The 15525-nt window shown below is 71.2% G+C and carries 15 protein-coding genes; 14 read left to right on the top strand and 1 reads right to left on the bottom strand.

Translation table 11 applies throughout. The features are described from left to right. Positions 1–641 precede the first annotated feature (641 nt). The 3 genes from ABZ117_RS28095 to nusB all read left to right on the top strand — a co-directional run bounded on the left by ABZ117_RS28095 (position 642) and on the right by nusB (position 2824). Complete coding sequence (locus ABZ117_RS28095) at positions 642–1748, top strand: aminopeptidase P family protein (RefSeq protein WP_356824594.1); 1107 nt, start codon at positions 642–644, stop codon at positions 1746–1748. A gap of 78 nt (positions 1749–1826) precedes the next feature. Beyond that, positions 1827–2393 (top strand): elongation factor P, encoded by a 567-nt coding sequence (efp, locus tag ABZ117_RS28090; RefSeq protein WP_121789765.1) that lies wholly within the window; start codon positions 1827–1829, stop codon positions 2391–2393. A gap of 2 nt (positions 2394–2395) precedes the next feature. Next, complete coding sequence (nusB, locus tag ABZ117_RS28085; RefSeq protein WP_356824593.1) at positions 2396–2824, top strand: transcription antitermination factor NusB; 429 nt, start codon at positions 2396–2398, stop codon at positions 2822–2824. A gap of 236 nt (positions 2825–3060) precedes the next feature. On the opposite strand, the gene bldD is transcribed toward nusB, so the two are convergent. Beyond that, a complete protein-coding gene (gene bldD, locus ABZ117_RS28080; protein WP_189418954.1) occupies positions 3061–3564 on the bottom strand; it encodes a transcriptional regulator BldD in 504 nt (167 codons plus the stop codon). Between the two features lie 254 nt (positions 3565–3818). Between bldD and pyrR the strand changes: the two genes are divergently transcribed. The 11 genes from pyrR to rpoZ all read left to right on the top strand — a co-directional run bounded on the left by pyrR (position 3819) and on the right by rpoZ (position 15424). Next, positions 3819–4388, top strand: coding sequence for a bifunctional pyr operon transcriptional regulator/uracil phosphoribosyltransferase PyrR (gene pyrR, locus ABZ117_RS28075; RefSeq protein WP_356824592.1), 570 nt, complete (start codon positions 3819–3821; stop codon positions 4386–4388). A gap of 91 nt (positions 4389–4479) precedes the next feature. Beyond that, positions 4480–5514, top strand: a complete 1035-nt coding sequence (locus ABZ117_RS28070) for an aspartate carbamoyltransferase catalytic subunit (RefSeq protein WP_356824591.1) — start codon at positions 4480–4482, stop codon at positions 5512–5514. A 4-nt stretch (positions 5515–5518) separates the two neighbouring features. Next, positions 5519–6805: a dihydroorotase gene (locus ABZ117_RS28065; RefSeq protein WP_356824590.1), complete on the top strand. Its 1287-nt coding sequence runs from the start codon at positions 5519–5521 to the stop codon at positions 6803–6805. Beyond that, positions 6802–7362 (top strand): hypothetical protein, encoded by a 561-nt coding sequence (locus tag ABZ117_RS28060; protein ID WP_356824589.1) that lies wholly within the window; start codon positions 6802–6804, stop codon positions 7360–7362. Before ABZ117_RS28065 ends, ABZ117_RS28060 begins: the two co-directional genes overlap by 4 nt. Continuing rightward, entirely contained in the window at positions 7359–8516 is a 1158-nt protein-coding gene (gene carA, locus ABZ117_RS28055; RefSeq protein ID WP_356824588.1) for a glutamine-hydrolyzing carbamoyl-phosphate synthase small subunit, read from the top strand. The genes ABZ117_RS28060 and carA overlap by 4 nt, the downstream gene beginning before the upstream one ends. Further along, on the top strand, positions 8509–11817 hold the full coding sequence (gene carB, locus ABZ117_RS28050) for a carbamoyl-phosphate synthase large subunit (protein WP_356824587.1): 3309 nt from the start codon (positions 8509–8511) through the stop codon (positions 11815–11817). Before carA ends, carB begins: the two co-directional genes overlap by 8 nt. A gap of 54 nt (positions 11818–11871) precedes the next feature. After that, positions 11872–12978 (top strand): quinone-dependent dihydroorotate dehydrogenase, encoded by a 1107-nt coding sequence (locus ABZ117_RS28045; RefSeq protein WP_356824586.1) that lies wholly within the window; start codon positions 11872–11874, stop codon positions 12976–12978. After that, positions 12975–13820, top strand: a complete 846-nt coding sequence (pyrF, locus tag ABZ117_RS28040) for an orotidine-5'-phosphate decarboxylase (RefSeq protein ID WP_356824585.1) — start codon at positions 12975–12977, stop codon at positions 13818–13820. Before ABZ117_RS28045 ends, pyrF begins: the two co-directional genes overlap by 4 nt. A gap of 301 nt (positions 13821–14121) precedes the next feature. Beyond that, a complete protein-coding gene (locus ABZ117_RS28035) occupies positions 14122–14445 on the top strand; it encodes an integration host factor (protein WP_003977346.1) in 324 nt (107 codons plus the stop codon). A 59-nt stretch (positions 14446–14504) separates the two neighbouring features. Further along, positions 14505–15098: a guanylate kinase gene (gene gmk, locus ABZ117_RS28030; protein ID WP_356824584.1), complete on the top strand. Its 594-nt coding sequence runs from the start codon at positions 14505–14507 to the stop codon at positions 15096–15098. Between the two features lie 53 nt (positions 15099–15151). Further along, positions 15152–15424, top strand: coding sequence for a DNA-directed RNA polymerase subunit omega (gene rpoZ, locus ABZ117_RS28025; protein WP_005319902.1), 273 nt, complete (start codon positions 15152–15154; stop codon positions 15422–15424). Positions 15425–15525: the final 101 nt, after the last annotated feature.

The raw sequence follows: 15525 nt of genomic DNA, 5'->3' as shown, positions 1-15525 counted from the left end.
GGGCGGCGGAGCCCCCCGTCCCGGGCGGCGGAGCCCCCCGTCCCGGGCGGCGGAGCCCCCCGTCCCGGGCGGCGGAGCCCCCCGTCCCGGGCAGGGCGGCACCCTGTCCCGGGCATGCGGAGCCCCCTCCGGGCGCGCGGAGTCGCGCCCGGGCATGGGTGGGACCCACCGGGGCAGGCGGAGTCGCGCCCGGGTACCGGGAGCCCCCCGCTCCGGGCGTGCGGAGTTCCGTCCCGGTACGCCGAGCCCCATCGAGGGCAAGCGGCACCCCGTCCCGGGCGCGTGGGGTCCTGCCCGGGCAAGCGGCGCCCTGTCCCGGGCGCGTGGGGTCCTGCCCGGGCAAGCGGCACCCCGTCCCGGGCGCGTGGGGTCCTGCCCGGGCAAGTGGCACCCCGTCCCGGGCGCGTGGAGTCCTGCCCGGGCAAGCGGCACCCCGTCCCCGGCGCGTGGAGTCCGGGGCTGGGCCCACGGAACCCTGCCCCGCGGCCCTGTGTGACCGGCTCCCGGGATCCGCGCAGCCGCGCCCCAGGGCATCCGGGAGGCCGAGGCCCGGGCACCGCGTACCCCCGCCGGCTCGGCCTCCGTCCCCACTCGGCCCTTGCCAACCGGCACAATCCGGGCAGAACTCCTACGCTCATCTCATGTCAGAGGTGTACGCGAACCGCCGATCCCGGCTGAGGGACCGCTGCAACGCGGCCGGCGCCCCCGCCGCCCTGGTCAGCCGCCCCGCCAACGTGCGCTATCTGGCGGGGGCCGCCCCCCAGGGCGCCGTCCTCCTGCTCGGCAGGCGCGAGGACCTCCTGGTGTGCGCGGGTCCGCCCGACGACCGCCCCACAGAGGGCCGGCCGGACGAGAACGTGCGCCTGCACGTCCTCGCGTCCCCCGGAGGCGACCCGGCGGTCGCCGCGGCCGACCTGGCCGTGGGCCAGGACGCCGACGGCCTCGCCGTGGAGGAACACCACCTCACCGTCAGCCGGCACCGGGCCATCACCTCCGTCGCCCCCGGACTCCGCCTCGTCGACCTCGGCGGAGCCGTGGAGCAGCTCAGGGTGGTCAAGGACGAGGAGGAGATCTCGTGCCTCCGCATCGGCGCCGAGATCGCCGACCAGGCCCTCGGCGAGCTGCTGGAGTCCATCCTGGTCGGCCGCACCGAGCGGCACCTCGCGCTGGAGCTGGAGCGGCGCCTGGTCGACCACGGCGCCGACGGCCCGGCCTTCCCGACGTCCGTGGCCACCGGTCCGCACGCCGGCCGCCGCGGCCACCGCCCCACCGACCGGCGCGTGGAGGAGGGCGATTTCCTCTCCGTGTGCCTCGGCGCCACCTACCGCGGCTACCGCTGCGAGATCGGCCGCACCTTCGTGATCGGCACCTCGCCCGCCGACTGGCAGATCGAGCTGTACGACCTCGTGTTCGCCGCCCAGCGGGCCGGACGCGAGTCCCTGGCGCCCGGCACCGCCTACCGTGACGTGGACCGCGCGGCACGGCAGGTACTGGACTCCGCGGGCTATGCGGAGTCCCTGCCACCGCTGACCGGACACGGGGTCGGACTCGAAATCGACGAGGACCCGCAGCTGGCCCCCGCGGCCATGGGTAAACTGGACGCTTGCGTGCCGGTCACCGTCGAACCGGGGGTCCACCTCCCGGGCCGGGGCGGCGTCCGGATCGATGACACGCTCGTCGTGCGCCCCGAGGCGGACGGCGGACCCGAGCTACTCACCATCACGACCAAGGAACTGCTCGCGCTCTGAGCGACCCCAGGGGCATTGCCCCGGAGCCGCTGGGCGCGTGACCCGGGGTCGTACGTCAGTCCAGGAGATTCCGCAACCGTGGCTTCCACGAACGACCTCAAGAACGGCCTGGTGCTCAAGCTCGAAGGCGGCCAGCTCTGGTCCGTCGTCGAGTTCCAGCACGTCAAGCCCGGCAAGGGCCCGGCCTTCGTGCGCACCAAGCTCAAGAACGTGCTCTCCGGCAAGGTCGTCGACAAGACCTTCAACGCGGGTGTCAAGGTCGAGACGGCCACTGTCGACAAGCGCGACATGCAGTTCTCGTACATGGACGGCGAGTACTTCGTCTTCATGGACATGCAGACCTATGACCAGCTCATGGTCGACCGCAAGGCCGTCGGCGACGCCGCCAACTTCCTGATCGAGGGCTTCACCGCCACCGTCGCGCAGCACGAGGGCGAGGTGCTCTTCGTCGAGCTGCCGGCCGCCGTCGAGCTGACCGTCCAGGAGACCGAGCCGGGCGTCCAGGGCGACCGCTCCACCGGCGGCACCAAGCCCGCCACCCTGGAGACCGGTCACCAGATCCAGGTCCCGCTCTTCATCACCACCGGTGAGAAGATCAAGGTCGACACCCGCACCAGCGACTACCTCGGCCGGGTGAACAGCTAACCGTGGCTGCCCGCAACACGGCCCGCAAGCGCGCCTTCCAGATCCTCTTCGAGGGTGACCAGCGCGACGCCGACGTCCTGACGGTCCTCGCGGACTGGATCCGGCTCTCCCGGTCGGACACCCGGCAGCCCCCGGTCAGCGAGTACACGATGCAGCTGGTCGAGGGCTACGCGGAGCACGCGGCGCGGATCGACGAACTGATCTCCCAGTACGCGGTGGACTGGACGCTCGACCGCATGCCGGTCGTCGACCGCAACATCCTGCGGCTGGGCGCGTACGAGCTGATCTGGGTGGACGAGACCCCGGACGCCGTCGTCCTGGACGAGATGGTGCAGCTGGCGAAGGAGTTCTCCACCGACGAGTCGCCCTCGTTCGTCAACGGCCTCCTGGGCCGGCTGAAGGAGCTGAAGCCGACGCTGCGCCGCGCCTAGCCGCGCTCAGCGCTCAGTGGTCAGCCACGCTCAGCGCGGCCGCGGGTCGCCCGTGGCCGCTGGTGCGCATGCCGCGGGGCCGCATTCCGATGCGGCCCCGCGGCATGTGCGCTGCCCGGCGTGCCATCCCGGGCCCCACAGGGCGCCGGAACAGCCGTGAACGCCGCCGGGGCGGCCGGAACCGTGGGGTCCCGGCCGCCCCGGCGGCACGTTTCTGCTGAGGCGCGAGCGGAGGCTCAGGCGTCCTCGTGGGCGGCCACCGCGCGACGCGCGTCCGCGTCCAGAACGCCCCAGCTGATCAGCTGCTCGGTGAGGACCGAGGGGGACTGGTCGTAGATGACGGCGAGTGTGCGCAGGTCGTCCTGGCGGATCGAGAGCACCTTGCCGTTGTAGTCACCGCGCTGGGACTGGATCGTCGCCGCGTAGCGCTGAAGGGGGCCCGCCTTCTCGGCCGGCACGGTGGCCAGCCGCTCCAGGTCCAGGACCAGCTTCGGCGGCGGCTCGGCGGCGCCGCCCGGCGTGGTGCCCGGCAGCAGCTCCTGCACGGGAACGCCATAGAAATCGGCCAACTCGGCAAGGCGCTGTACGGTCACGGCACGGTCGCCGCGCTCGTACGAGCCGACCACCACGGCCTTCCAGCGCCCCTGGGACTTCTCCTCGACACCGTGGAGGGAAAGGCCCTGCTGGGTGCGGATGGCCCGGAGCTTGGCCCCGAGCTGTTTGGCGTATTCGCTGGACATATAGCTCCCCGGACACTGTGTCGACGCGGCCGGCTGTCTTCCCGCCGCGCCGCTGGTAACTCACTGTGAGGTTACGCAGCGTGACTCTTGTGCGTCAAGCCGAATGGTCCACACCGACTCTTCGGTGGTGGCGGCAGCCGGCTGGGCCGAGGGGGTGACGACAGGGCCGCTCCGGGCACCTGCTACCGTGGATGGCGCAAATCCGACGTCCTTTAAGGTCCGTCCCGTGAGGCGGAGAAGGAGGTCCGTTTCTTATGGACTCATACCCGTACCCGTCCGCCGACGCGCGGCCCGTCCTCGAGGGCCCCGACATCGCGCGGGTGCTCACCCGCATCGCCCACGAGATCGTCGAGCGCGCCAAGGGCGCCGACGACGTGGTGCTCCTCGGCATTCCGACCCGGGGCGTCTTCCTCGCCCAGCGGCTCGCCGCCAAGCTGGAGCAGATCACCGAGCGGACGGTCCCGGTCGGCTCGCTCGACATCACCATGTACCGCGACGACCTGCGCCTGCACCCGCCGCGCGCGCTGGCCCGCACCGAGATCCCCGGTGACGGCATCGACGGCAGGCTCGTCGTCCTCGTCGACGACGTGCTGTTCTCCGGCCGCACCATCCGCGCCGCACTGGACGCCCTGAACGACATCGGGCGCCCGCGCGCGGTCCAGCTCGCGGTCCTGGTCGACCGCGGCCACCGCGAACTGCCCATCCGTGCCGACTACGTCGGCAAGAACCTCCCCACGTCGCTGCGGGAGACGGTCAAGGTCCAGCTCACCGAGGAGGACGGTCGCGACACCGTGCTGCTCGGTGCCAAGCCGGCCGGCCAGTAGCAAGTCGGGCGCCCGGCCGCTTCGGCGCGCCGGCACACGCCCCGGCCTGCCCTGCTTCTCCCCATTTGAACTGCCTTACGGAGCCTGACAGATGCAGCGTCATCTCATCTCGGCCGCCGACCTCACCCGCGACGACGCCGTCCTGATCCTCGACACCGCCGAGGAGATGGCCCGGGTCGCCGACCGGCCGATCAAGAAGCTGCCGACCCTGCGCGGCCGGACGATCGTCAACCTCTTCTTCGAGGACTCCACGCGCACGCGGATCTCCTTCGAAGCCGCCGAGAAGCGGCTGTCCGCGGACGTCATCAACTTCACCGCCAAGGGATCGTCGGTGTCCAAGGGCGAGTCCCTGAAGGACACCGCCCAGACCCTGGAGGCCATGGGCGTCGACGCCGTGGTCATCCGGCACGGCGCCTCCGGAGCCCCGTACCGCCTGGCCAACTCCGGCTGGATCGACGCCGCCGTCATCAATGCCGGCGACGGCACCCACCAGCACCCCACCCAGGCCCTGCTGGACGCCTTCACCCTGCGCCGCCGGCTGACCGGCCGCGACACCGGGCTCGGCCAGGACCTGTCCGGCAAGCGCGTCACCGTCGTCGGTGACATCCTGCACAGCCGGGTCGCCCGCTCCAACGTGGACCTGCTGCACACCCTCGGCGCCGAGGTCACCCTCGTCGCCCCGCCCACCCTGCTGCCGATCGGCGTGGAGTCCTGGCCGTGCGCCGTGTCGTACGACCTCGACAGCACGCTGCCCAAGTCCGACGCGGTGATGATGCTCCGCGTCCAGCGCGAGCGGATGAACGCGGCCTTCTTCCCGACCGAGCGCGAGTACGCCCGGCGCTACGGCCTCGACGGCGACCGCATGGCCAGGCTGCCCGGGCACGCCATCGTGATGCACCCCGGTCCGATGGTCCGCGGCATGGAGATCACCGCCGAGGTCGCCGACTCCGGCCGCTGCACCGCCGTCGAGCAGGTCGCCAACGGCGTCTCCATCCGCATGGCCGTCCTCTACCTGCTGCTCGGCGGCAACGAACCCGCCGTCACCCATGCCCGCCCGTCCACCGCCGCACTCCAGAGCGCCGACGAGCGCTCCGCGCACACCGCTTTCACGGCCGAGGAGAAGTAAGACCATGAGCAAGATCCTGATCCGTGGCGCCAGGGTGCTCGGCGGTGAGCCGCAGGACGTGCTCATCGACGGCGAGACCGTCGCCGAGGTCGGCACCGGGCTGTCCGCCGAGGGCGCCGAGGTGGTCGAGGCCGGCGGCAAGGTACTGCTGCCCGGCCTGGTCGACCTGCACACCCACCTGCGCGAGCCGGGCCGCGAGGACTCCGAGACCGTGCTCACCGGCACTCGCGCGGCGGCGAGCGGCGGCTTCACGGCCGTGTTCGCCATGGCCAACACCTTCCCGGTCGCCGACACCGCCGGTGTCGTCGAGCAGGTCTGGCGGCTCGGCAGGGAGCACGGCTACTGCGACGTGCAGCCCATCGGCGCCGTCACCGTCGGCCTGGAGGGCAGGAAACTCGCCGAGCTGGGCGCGATGCACGAGTCCGCGGCCGGCGTCACCGTCTTCTCCGACGACGGCAAGTGCGTGGACGACGCGGTGATCATGCGCCGCGCGCTGGAGTACGTGAAGGCCTTCGACGGGGTCGTCGCCCAGCACGCGCAGGAGCCGCGTCTGACCGAGGGCGCCCAGATGAACGAGGGCGTCGTCTCCGCCGAGCTGGGCCTGGGCGGCTGGCCGGCCGTCGCCGAGGAGTCGGTCATCGCGCGGGACGTGCTGCTCGCCGAGCACGTCGGCTCCCGCGTCCACATCTGCCACCTGTCGACCGCCGGCTCGGTCGAGATCGTCCGCTGGGCGAAGTCCCGCGGCATCCGGGTCACCGCCGAGGTCACCCCGCACCACCTGCTCCTCACCGACGAGCTGGTACGGACGTACAACCCCGTCTACAAGGTCAACCCGCCGCTGCGCACCGAGCGGGACGTCATGGCCCTGCGCGAGGCGCTCGCCGACGGCACGATCGACATCGTCGCCACCGACCACGCCCCGCACCCGCACGAGGACAAGGACTGCGAGTGGGCCGCCGCCGCCATGGGCATGGTCGGCCTGGAGACGGCGCTGTCAGTGGTGCAGGAGACCATGGTCGACACGGGCCTGCTGGACTGGGCCGGCGTCGCCGACCGCATGTCCTTCCGGCCCGCGCAGATCGGCCGGGCCACCGGGCACGGCCGGCCCGTCTCGGCTGGTGAGCCCGCCAACCTCACCCTCCTCGACACGGCATACCGTGGTCAGGTGGACCCCGCGGGGTTCGCCTCGCGCAGCCGCAACACCCCCTACCAGGGGCGCGAGCTGCCGGGCCGGGTCACCCACACGTGGCTGCGGGGCAAGGGCACGCTCATCGACGGGAAGCTCACGTGACACCTGTGATCCTGCTGGCCGAGGCCAGGAAGTCGGCCGACGTCACCGACTGGCCGGCCCGCATCGGCTGGCTGGTCGGGCTCGTCCTGTTCATCGCGCTCGTCTACTGGCTGATGCGCGAGGGCTGGAAGTGGCGCGGCACCCTCCAGGGCGACATCCCGGAGCTGCCCACCGCGCCGGACGAGCCCGGCGAGGCGAGACTGACGATGAGCGGCCGCTACCACGGCTCCACCACCGCCGGGCAGTGGCTGGACCGCATCGTGGCCCACGGCCTCGGCACCCGCAGCCGGGTCGAGCTCACCCTGACCGACGCGGGCCTGGAGGTCGAGCGCCCCGGGGCGGCCGACTTCTTCGTCCCCGCCGCCGCACTGCGGGAAGCGCGCCTGGACAAGGGCATCGCCGGCAAGGTCCTCACCGAGGGCGGACTGCTGGTGGTGACCTGGGCGCACGGCGGCAGACTGATCGACTCCGGGTTCCGCTCCGACCGCGCGGCCGAGCACACCGAATGGGTCGACACCCTGAACCAGATGACCGACAAGACGGAAGGCGCACGATGACGACCTCCACCAGGGGAAGCTCCTCCCAGAGGACCAAGGCGCTTCCCGCCGTACTCGTCCTGGAGGACGGCCGCCTCTTCCGCGGCCGCGCCTACGGGGCCGTGGGGGAGACCTTCGGCGAGGCCGTGTTCTCCACCGGCATGACCGGCTACCAGGAGACCCTGACCGACCCGTCGTACGACCGCCAGATCGTCGTCGCGACCGCCCCGCAGATCGGCAACACCGGCTGGAACGACGAGGACGACGAGTCGGGCCGCATCTGGGTCTCCGGCTACGTCGTGCGCGACCCCGCGCGCGTGCCGTCCAACTGGCGCTCCACGCGCTCCCTGGACGACGAACTGGAGCGCCAGGGCGTCGTCGGCATCTCCGGCATCGACACCCGGGCCCTCACCCGCCATCTGCGCGAGCGCGGCTCGATGCGCGCCGGCATCTTCTCGGGCGAGGCCGTCGCCCCCGAGGCCGAGCTGCTGGAGCGCGTGCAGGCCCAGCCGCAGATGAAGGGCGCGAGCCTGTACGAGGAGGTCGCGACGAAGGAGGCGTACGTCGTCCCCGCGGTCGGCGAGAAGCGGTTCACCGTCGCCGCCATCGACCTCGGCATCAAGGGCATGACCCCGCACCGCATGGCCGAGCGCGGCATCGAGGTGCACGTCCTGCCCGCCACCGCGACGGCCGACGACGTCTACGCCGTCGGCCCGGACGGCGTCTTCTTCTCCAACGGCCCCGGTGACCCGGCCACCGCCGACGGCCCGGTCGCGCTGATGTCGGCCGTCCTGGAGCGCCGGACCCCGCTGTTCGGCATCTGCTTCGGCAACCAGATCCTCGGCCGCGCGCTCGGCTTCGGCACCTACAAGCTGAAGTACGGCCACCGGGGCATCAACCAGCCGGTCCAGGACCGTACGACCGGCAAGGTGGAGGTCACCGCGCACAACCACGGCTTCGCCGTGGACGCGCCGCTCGACAAGGTCAGCGAGACGAAGTTCGGCCGCGCCGAGGTCTCGCACGTCTGCCTCAACGACAACGTCGTGGAGGGGCTCCAGCTGCTCGACCAGCCCGCCTTCTCCGTCCAGTACCACCCGGAAGCGGCAGCCGGACCGCACGACGCCGCCTACCTGTTCGACCGCTTCGTTTCCCTGATGGAGGGCCAGCGTGCCTAAGCGCACCGATATCCAGTCCGTCCTGGTCATCGGCTCCGGCCCGATCGTCATCGGCCAGGCCGCCGAGTTCGACTACTCCGGCACCCAGGCATGCCGGGTGCTCAAGGCCGAGGGCCTGCGCGTCGTCCTCGTCAACTCCAACCCGGCGACGATCATGACCGACCCGGAGATCGCCGACGCCACCTACGTCGAGCCGATCACCCCCGAGTTCGTCGAGAAGATCATCGCCAAGGAGCGCCCCGACGCCCTGCTGCCCACCCTGGGCGGCCAGACGGCCCTGAACACCGCCATCTCGCTGCACGAGAACGGCGCGCTGGAGAAGTACGGCGTCGAGCTGATCGGCGCCAAGCCCGAGGCCATCCACAAGGGCGAGGACCGCGACCTGTTCAAGGGCGTCGTGGAGGAGGTGCGCCGCAAGATCGGGCACGGCGAGTCCGCCCGCTCGGTCATCTGCCACTCCATGGACGACGTCCTCGAGGGCGTCGAGACGCTCGGCGGCTACCCGGTCGTCGTCCGCCCGTCCTTCACCATGGGCGGCGCCGGCTCCGGCTTCGCGCACGACGAGGAGGAGCTGCGCCGCATCGCCGGCCAGGGCCTCACCCTCTCCCCGACCACCGAGGTCCTCCTGGAGGAGTCCATCCTCGGCTGGAAGGAGTACGAGCTGGAGCTGATGCGCGACAAGCACGACAACGTCGTGGTCGTCTGCTCCATCGAGAACTTCGACCCGATGGGCGTGCACACCGGCGACTCGATCACCGTGGCGCCCGCGATGACGCTGACCGACCGCGAGTACCAGGTGCTGCGCGATGTCGGCATCGCGATCATCCGCGAGGTCGGCGTCGACACCGGCGGCTGCAACATCCAGTTCGCGGTGAACCCCGAGGACGGCCGTGTGATCGTCATCGAGATGAACCCGCGCGTGTCGCGTTCCTCCGCCCTCGCCTCCAAGGCGACCGGCTTCCCGATCGCCAAGATCGCCGCCAAGCTCGCCGTCGGCTACACGCTGGACGAGATCCCCAACGACATCACGCGCGAGACCCCGGCCTCCTTCGAGCCCACCCTCGACTACGTGGTCGTCAAGGCCCCGCGGTTCGCCTTCGAGAAGTTCCCGCAGGCCGACTCCACGCTGACCACCACCATGAAGTCCGTGGGCGAGGCCATGGCCATCGGCCGCAACTTCCCCGAGGCCTTCCAGAAGGCGCTGCGCTCGCTGGAGAAGAAGGGCAGCCAGTTCGCCTTCACCGGCGAGCCCGGCGACAAGGAAACCCTGCTGCGCGAGGCCGTACGGCCCACCGACGGCCGGATCAACACCGTCATGCAGGCCATCCGCGCGGGCGCCACCCCCGAGGAGGTCTTCTCCTACACGAAGATCGACCCGTGGTTCGTGGACCAGCTCTTCCTGATCAAGGAGATCGCGGACGAGCTGGCCGGCGCCCCCGAGCTGACCGCCGACCTGCTCGCCGACGCCAAGCGGCACGGCTTCTCCGACCAGCAGATCGGCGAGATCCGCGGCCTGCGCGAGGACGTCGTCCGCGAGGTCCGGCACGCCCTCGGCATCCGCCCGGTCTACAAGACGGTCGACACCTGCGCCGCCGAGTTCGCCGCGAAGACGCCGTACTTCTACTCCTCCTACGACGAGGAGAGCGAGGTCGCGCCCCGCGAGAAGCCCGCGGTGATCATCCTCGGCTCGGGCCCCAACCGCATCGGCCAGGGCATCGAGTTCGACTACTCCTGCGTCCACGCCTCCTTCGCGCTGTCCGACGCCGGGTACGAGACCGTGATGGTCAACTGCAACCCGGAGACCGTCTCCACGGACTACGACACCTCCGACCGCCTGTACTTCGAGCCGCTGACGCTCGAGGACGTGCTGGAGATCGTCCACGCCGAGCAGCAGGCCGGCCCGCTCGCGGGCGTCATCGTCCAGCTGGGCGGCCAGACCCCGCTGGGCCTGTCGCAGGCCCTGAAGGACAACGGCGTGCCGGTCGTCGGCACGCCCCCCGAGGCCATCCACGCGGCCGAGGACCGTGGCGCCTTCGGCCGCGTCCTCGCGGAGGCGGGCCTGCCGGCGCCCAAGCACGGCACGGCCACCACGTTCGAGCAGGCCAAGGCCATCGCCGACGAGATCGGCTACCCGGTCCTGGTCCGGCCGTCCTACGTCCTCGGCGGGCGCGGCATGGAGATCGTCTACGACGAGACCCGCCTCGCCTCGTACATCGCCGAGTCGACCGAGATCAGCCCCTCCCGGCCGGTCCTCGTCGACCGCTTCCTCGACGACGCGATCGAGATCGACGTCGACGCCCTCTACGACGGCGAGGAGCTGTACCTCGGCGGTGTCATGGAGCACATCGAGGAGGCCGGCATCCACTCCGGCGACTCGGCGTGCGCCCTGCCCCCGATCACCCTCGGCGGGTTCGACATCAAGCGCCTGCGCGCCTCCACCGAGGCCATCGCCAAGGGCGTCGGCGTGCGCGGCCTGATCAACATCCAGTTCGCGATGGCCGGCGACATCCTCTACGTCCTGGAGGCCAACCCGCGCGCCTCCCGTACGGTCCCCTTCACCTCGAAGGCGACCGCGGTACCGCTCGCCAAGGCCGCCGCCCGCATCTCCCTGGGCGCGACCATCGCCGAGCTGCGCGCCGAGGGCCTGCTGCCGAGGAACGGCGACGGCGGCGAGCTGCCCCTCGACGCGCCGATCTCCGTCAAGGAGGCCGTCCTGCCCTGGTCCCGCTTCCGGGACATCCACGGCCGCGGTGTCGACACCATCCTCGGCCCGGAGATGCGCTCCACCGGCGAGGTCATGGGCATCGACTCGGTCTTCGGCACGGCGTACGCCAAGTCGCAGGCGGCTGCCTACGGTCCGCTGCCCACCAAGGGCCGCGCGTTCATCTCGGTCGCCAACCGCGACAAGCGCTCGATGATCTTCCCGGCGCGCGAGCTGGTCGCGCACGGCTTCGAGCTGCTCGCCACCTCCGGCACCGCCGAGGTCCTCAAGCGCAACGGCATCAACGCCACGGTCGTCCGCAAGCAGTCCGAGGGCACCGGCCCGAACGGCGAGAAGACGATCGTCCAGCTGATCCACGACGGCGAGGTCGACCTCATCGTCAACACCCCGTACGGCACCGGTGGCCGCCTCGACGGCTACGACATCCGTACGGCCGCGGTGGCCCGCTCCGTGCCCTGCCTGACGACCGTCCAGGCGCTCGCGGCGGCCGTCCAGGGCATCGACGCCCTCAACCACGGCGACGTGGGCGTCCGCTCGCTCCAGGAACACGCCGAACACCTGATCGCGGCCCGCGACTAGCAGCCCCGAGGGGGACACCGGAAACGGTGTCCCCCTCTTCGTGAGGACACCCACATGTACAAGATCTTCTTCCGGCTGGTCTTCCGGCGGATGGACCCCGAGCAGGCCCACCACCTGGCCTTCCGCTGGATCCGGCTGGCCGCCCGCGTCCCCGTGCTGCGCACCTTCGCCGCCGCCGCCCTCGCGCCCCGCCACATGGAACTGCGCACCGAGGCCTTCGGGCTGCGGATGCACGGCCCCTTCGGGCTCGCCGCCGGCTTCGACAAGAACGCCGTCGCCGTCGACGGGATGTCGATGCTGGGCTTCGACCACGTCGAGATCGGCACGGTCACCGGCGAGCCGCAGCCCGGCAACCCCAAGAAGCGGCTGTTCCGGCTGGTCGAGGACCGCGCGCTGATCAACCGCATGGGCTTCAACAACGACGGCTCGCTGGCCGTCGCGGCCCGCCTGGCGACCCGTGAGCCGGTCTTCCGGACCGTCGTCGGCGTCAACATCGGCAAGACCAAGGTCGTCCCGGAGGCGGAGGCCGTCGCCGACTACGTGAAGTCCGCCGAGCGCCTCGCGCCGTACGCCGACTACCTGGTCGTCAACGTCTCCTCGCCCAACACGCCCGGACTGCGCGACCTCCAGGCGGTGGACCACCTGCGCCCGCTGCTGACCGCCGTGCGCGAGGCCGCCGACCGCACGGTGGCGAACCGGCGTGTCCCGCTGCTGGTGAAGATCGCCCCGGACCTCGCCGACGAGGACGTCGACGCCGTCGCCGACCTGGCCGTCGAACTCGGTCTGGACGGCATCATCGCCACGAACACCACCATCGCGCGCGAGGGCCTCGGCCTGCGCTCCGACCCCGCGCTGGTCGAGGAGACCGGCGGCCTGTCCGGAGCCCCGCTCAAGGCACGCTCCCTGGAGGTGCTGCGCCGCCTGTACGCGCGCGTGGGCGACCGGATCACCCTGGTGGGCGTCGGGGGCGTCGAGAGCGCCGAGGACGCCTGGCAGCGCATCCTGGCCGGTGCCACGCTGGTCCAGGGCTACAGCGCCTTCGTCTACGAGGGCCCGTTCTGGTGTCGTGCCGTCCACAAGGGCCTCGCCGCCCGCCTGCGCACCAGCCCCTACGCCACCCTCGCCGACGCGGTCGGCGCCGACGTGAGGAAGCCCGCATGACCCCGTTGGAGCCCTTCGGCGCCCGGCTCCGCCGCGCCATGGACGAGCGCGGCCCGCTGTGCGTCGGCATCGACCCGCACGCCTCCCTGCTCGCCGAGTGGGGCCTGGACGACGACATCGCCGGTCTGGAACGGTTCAGCCGTACGGTGGTGGAGGCCATGGCCGGCCGGGTGGCCGTCCTGAAGCCGCAGAGCGCCTTCTTCGAACGGTTCGGCTCGCGGGGTCTGGCGGTCCTGGAGACGTCCGTCCGGGAGGCGCGGGCGGCCGGCGCCCTGGTCGTGATGGACGCCAAGCGCGGCGACATCGGCTCGACCATGGCGGCCTACGCCGAGGCGTTCCTCCGCGAGGACGCCCCGCTGTTCTCCGACGCCCTGACCGTCTCGCCGTACCTCGGCTACGGCTCGCTCAGCCCGGCCGTCGCGCTGGCCCGGGAGAGCGGCGCCGGCCTCTTCGTGCTGGCGCTGACCTCGAACCCGGAGGGCGGCGAGGTGCAGCACGCGGTGCGCGCCGACGGCCGGACCATCGGGGCGACCATGCTGGCCCACCTGGCGGCGGAGAACGCCGGGGAGGAACCGCTGGGCTCGTTCGGCGCGGTCGTCGGTGCCACGCTCGGCGACCTGTCCTCGTACGACCTCGACATCAACGGCCCGCTGCTCGCTCCCGGCATCGGCGCCCAGGGCGCGACCCCCGCCGACCTTCCCCGTGTCTTCGGGGCGGCCGTGCGCAACGTGGTGCCCAACGTCAGCCGGGGTGTTCTGCGTCACGGTCCCGACGTCAGCGCGCTGCGCGGGGCGGCCGAGCGTGTCGCGGAGGAGATCCGGGCGGCCGTCGACGGCGCCTGAACCGCCGGCCGCGTGCTCGGCTGAGCGCTGTCGCGTCGACCTGAGTGTGAATACATCCGCAAAACGAGGGCAATATGCCTGAAATGTCCGACCTGACAGAGGCTGACCAGGACTTTTCCGCTGTTCTCGCTGACTCTGGCGCACTTGCCCGCTAGTCTCCGAGCAGTGGGGGCACCTCCCAGGCCCTCAAGACAGTGGGGGAGAACGGGTGACGCGTGTTGCTCGTAGCTCCCCAGGTGTGGGGCGACTAGGTTCCTCACCGGTCCGTATCCGACAGTTCGACATCCGAGGTGACGTAGGCGTGGCTCTTCCGCCCCTTACCCCTGAACAGCGCGCAGCCGCGCTCGAAAAGGCCGCCGCGGCTCGCCGGGAGCGGGCCGAGGTCAAGAATCGACTCAAGCACTCCGGCGCCTCCCTGCACGAGGTCATCAAGCAGGGCCAGGAGAACGACGTCATCGGCAAGATGAAGGTCTCCGCGCTGCTGGAGTCCCTGCCGGGCGTGGGCAAGGTCCGCGCCAAGCAGATCATGGAGCGTCTGGGGATCTCCGAGAGCCGCCGTGTGCGCGGTCTCGGTTCCAACCAGATCGCCTCCCTGGAGCGTGAGTTCGGCAGCACCGGCTCCTGAGTCCGCCTCCCGACGGACAGGGAGTCCCGGGCACTCCGGGATTGCTGGATAATCGCTGCATGGCAGTAACACTCCGGGGGACGTCCCCCGAACCCCCGGACGCACGTCCGCGGCTGACCGTGCTCTCCGGCCCCTCGGGGGTCGGCAAGAGCACGGTCGTCGCTCATATGCGCAAGGAACACCCCGACGTCTGGCTCTCGGTGTCGGCGACCACCCGCAAGCCGCGCCCCGGCGAGCAGCACGGAGTCCACTACTTCTTCGTCACCGACGACGAGATGGACAAGCTGATCGCCAACGGCGAGCTGCTGGAGTGGGCCGAGTTCGCCGGCAACCGCTACGGCACGCCCCGCGCGGCCGTGCTGGAACGGCTGGAGAACGGCGAGCCCGTCCTGCTGGAGATCGACCTCCAGGGCGCCCGCCAGGTCCGGGAGTCGCTCTCCGACGCCCAGCTGGTGTTCCTCGCTCCGCCCTCCTGGGAGGAGCTGGTGCGCAGGCTCACCGGCCGGGGGACCGAGCCGCCCGAGGTCATCGCACGCCGTCTGGAGGCGGCCAGGACGGAGCTGGCGGCCGAGCCGGAGTTCGACGTGACCCTGGTCAACACCTCCGTCGAGGACGTGGCGCGCGAGCTGCTAGCCTTGATGGACATTGTGTGATCGTGACTGTGATCACGGTGACTGATTCTTTTCCATCCATCGGAAGGTAGAGCGTGTCCTCTTCCATCACCGCGCCCGAGGGCATCATCAACCCGCCGATCGACGAGCTTCTCGAGGCCACCGACTCGAAGTACAGCCTCGTGATCTACGCGGCGAAGCGTGCCCGCCAGATCAACGCGTACTACTCGCAGCTCGGCGAGGGCCTCCTCGAGTACGTCGGTCCGCTCGTCGACACCCACGTGCACGAGAAGCCGCTCTCGATCGCCCTGCGCGAGATCAACGCCGGTCTGCTGACCTCCGAGGCCATCGAGGGCCCGGCGCAGTAGTTTTTCCATATTGCGATCGACTTATCCACAGGCCCGGCAGTCACGCTGCCGGGCCTGTGGTGTGTCATGGAGTCGGTCGTACGTTTTCGAGTCCGGGAGAC

This window comes from Streptomyces sp. NPDC006309 (assembly GCF_040613095.1).
Lineage (GTDB): Bacteria > Actinomycetota > Actinomycetes > Streptomycetales > Streptomycetaceae > Streptomyces.
Note: the sequence above shows the minus strand (reverse complement) of the source record. Positions and strands in the feature narration are given on the sequence as shown.

Bases quoted from the DNA above. Each gene is read 5' to 3' on its own strand.
- ABZ117_RS28095 (WP_356824594.1), top strand. From the start codon at position 642: ATGTCAGAGGTGTACGCGAACCGCCGATCCCGGCTGAGGGACCGCTGC.
- bldD (WP_189418954.1), bottom strand. From the start codon at position 3,564: ATGTCCAGCGAATACGCCAAACAGCTCGGGGCCAAGCTCCGGGCCATC.
- pyrR (WP_356824592.1), top strand. From the start codon at position 3,819: ATGGACTCATACCCGTACCCGTCCGCCGACGCGCGGCCCGTCCTCGAG.
- ABZ117_RS28070 (WP_356824591.1), top strand. From the start codon at position 4,480: ATGCAGCGTCATCTCATCTCGGCCGCCGACCTCACCCGCGACGACGCC.
- ABZ117_RS28065 (WP_356824590.1), top strand. From the start codon at position 5,519: ATGAGCAAGATCCTGATCCGTGGCGCCAGGGTGCTCGGCGGTGAGCCG.
- carA (WP_356824588.1), top strand. From the start codon at position 7,359: ATGACGACCTCCACCAGGGGAAGCTCCTCCCAGAGGACCAAGGCGCTT.
- ABZ117_RS28045 (WP_356824586.1), top strand. From the start codon at position 11,872: ATGTACAAGATCTTCTTCCGGCTGGTCTTCCGGCGGATGGACCCCGAG.
- pyrF (WP_356824585.1), top strand. From the start codon at position 12,975: ATGACCCCGTTGGAGCCCTTCGGCGCCCGGCTCCGCCGCGCCATGGAC.
- gmk (WP_356824584.1), top strand. From the start codon at position 14,505: ATGGCAGTAACACTCCGGGGGACGTCCCCCGAACCCCCGGACGCACGT.